The organism is Pararobbsia alpina, assembly GCF_902859895.1.
Taxonomy (GTDB): domain Bacteria; phylum Pseudomonadota; class Gammaproteobacteria; order Burkholderiales; family Burkholderiaceae; genus Pararobbsia; species Pararobbsia alpina.
The window spans coordinates 1-2457 of record NZ_CADIKM010000127.1 but is presented as its reverse complement, the minus strand read 5'-3'; the positions used below and the strand labels follow the sequence as shown (position 1 = coordinate 2457).

General features: G+C 61.9%; 3 protein-coding genes. All 3 read right to left on the bottom strand.

Annotated elements, in window-relative coordinates; genetic code table 11:
- Positions 1-50: 50 nt before the first annotated feature.
- Positions 51-1586: an IS66 family transposase gene (gene tnpC, locus HV670_RS29665; protein WP_175108492.1), complete on the bottom strand. Its 1536-nt coding sequence runs from the start codon at positions 1584-1586 to the stop codon at positions 51-53.
- 63 nt (positions 1587-1649) lie between these two features.
- Positions 1650-1985, bottom strand: a complete 336-nt coding sequence (gene tnpB / locus HV670_RS29660) for an IS66 family insertion sequence element accessory protein TnpB (RefSeq protein ID WP_175108491.1) — start codon at positions 1983-1985, stop codon at positions 1650-1652.
- The gene (locus tag HV670_RS32535) at positions 1982-2377 is read right to left on the bottom strand and encodes a transposase (protein WP_175108490.1); all 396 of its coding nucleotides are present in this window, start codon (positions 2375-2377) and stop codon (positions 1982-1984) included. Before HV670_RS32535 ends, tnpB begins: the two co-directional genes overlap by 4 nt.
- Positions 2378-2457 lie beyond the last annotated feature (80 nt).

Genomic DNA, 2457 nt, shown 5'->3' with positions numbered 1-2457 from the left:
GTAAGCGCGCGGCAAACCCATCTTGACGATGCGGTGCGAGATCCTGCCGATCAGTTTGAGTTCGACGACTGCCAGCGATGTGGCAGCAGTTCATCGACACGACTGGCTGCATGCGTAGGCAGGCGCATCAGCACGTCCTTCAGATATGCATAGGGATCGTGGCCATTGAGCTTCGCCGACTGCACCAGGCTCATGACGGCGGCCGCGCGTTTTCCCGCTCGCAGCGAGCCGCTGAACAGCCAGTTTTTTCTGCCGAGGGCAACGGGTCTGATCTGGTTCTCACACCAGTTGTTATCGATCGGGACTTGAGGGTCGTCCAGATACCGCGTGAGCGCGACCCACCGTCGCAAGCTGTAGTCCAAGGCCTTGGCGATCGCCGAACCTTCGCTTACTCGTGCACGCTGCTGCGTCATCCATTGGTGTAGCGCGTCGGCAATGCGGCGAGCGCGCTCCTGCCGGATCGCGAGCCGTTCGCCTGGCTTAAGCGCCTGCACTTCGCGTTCGATCTCATAGAGCTGACCGATGTACTCGAGCGCCGCCTGCGCGATCTCGCTCTTGTTGGACGCATGCAGGTCGAAGAACTTACGGCGTGCGTGCGCCATACAGCCGAGCTCGGTCACGCCTTGAGCGAGCAAGGCCTTGTAACCCGCGTAGTCGTCGCAAACGAGTTGCCCTTGCCAGCCACTCAGGAAGCTCCTCGCATGCTCACCGGCGCGGCTTTCTGCGAAGTCATAGACCACCGCCTTCAGCTCCTCGAAGGCGCCGGGACAGTATGTCCAGAGGTAGGCTCGTTGCGTCTTGCCCTTGCCCGGACTAAGCATCGCCACCGGCGTCTCATCGGCATGCAGCACGCGATGCGCGAGTATGGCCTGCCTGAGTGCATCGACGAGCGGTTGCAGTTGTACCCCGCACTGGCCGATCCATTGGCCCAGCGTTGAGCGCGGGATCGCGAGACCGGCACGCTCGAAGATGCGTTCTTGCCGATACAGTGGAACGTGATCGCCGTACTTTGATACGAGCACTTGCGCAAGCAGACCCGCCGTCGGGATGCCCTTGTCGATGACCTGTGCGGGAACGGGTGCTTGGATCAGCGTCTCGCACTTCGCGCACACCCATTTGCCGCGCACGTGCCGCTCGACGGTGAACACGCCCGGTGTGTAGTCGAGCTTCTCGCTGACGTCCTCACCGATGCGCTTGAGCTCACAGCCGCAGGTGCATGTGCTCGATTCGGGCTCGTGGGCGATGTCGATACGTGGCAGATTCGCCGGCAGGGGTGTGCGGCGCGGCTTATTCTCCGCGGACTGCGCCTTCGGCCGGCTCGACAGTGCCTCGAGCTCATGCTCGATGGCCACGATATCGGCATCAATCGCCTCGTCGAGCAGGCTCTGCTGCTCGCTGTCGAACTTCTCGCTACGCGCGGCGAACTTCAATCGCTTGAGCACAGCCATCTCGTGCGTGAGCTGCGCGATGCGGGTGTCCTTGAAGCGGATCTCCCCGTCCTTCTCGGCGACCTGCATCATCAACTGCGCGGCGAGTTCGCGCAGTTGATCCGCATTGAGGCTGTTCAGGTCGATCGGGGAGTTCATCCAGGCGAGTTTGCCAGAATGAAGCGACGCGAGGTAGCGGAACTGTTTACGTATTCCGCAGGCTCAGACCACGCGGATCGCGTGATCAGCGGCGAACGTTTGCCAGGGCAGCCCCTTGATGAGCGCGTCCCACTGATCGGCGTTCAGTCCAACGGCGAATTCGCCGTGCCCGTCGGTCCACACGAAGCGCCCCTTGTTCAGCCGCCGCGCGGCCAGCCACATGCCCAGACCGTCGTAGACAAACACCTTCATGCGCGTGGCACTCCGGTTGGCAAACAGATAGGCATGATGCGGCTGTGCCGCACCGAATACCCTGACCACGCGCGCGAGAATCGTCTCGGTACCGGCGCGCATATCGAGTGGCTCGGTGGCGAGCCACATCGCGTCGATACGGATCATCGCAGCAACTCGCGCAACCAACTCCCGCAAGCGATGGCGTCCGTGACCGGCCAACTGATCGTGATGACTTGGTCAGCGCGGCGCACTTCGACGCGTATTTCCGTGCTCCGCGACGCGCGTGCTGTGTTCGTTTCCAGTGGTACCTGCACAAATGCGGGGCTTCGCGTCGACCGAACGGAAACCGCGCTGCTCGATGCGCCTTCAGGCTTCTTGCCTTCGGCTTGCTCAACCCAACGTCGAAGCAGATTCGCGTTGAGCTGATGATGCAGCGCGATCGCTGCGATCGACACACCCGGCCCCTGACAGTCCGCCACCGCTTGAGCCTTGAATGCTCCGCTATATTGGCGACGACGCCGTCGACCAACCGGTACTTGTTCTTCGATAGTGTTCACGTGTCCGCCTAATTGTTCGCGGACACGATACTCCCAAGCCGGATCACACTATTCAAGACGGGTTCGCCAGCCGCTTACGC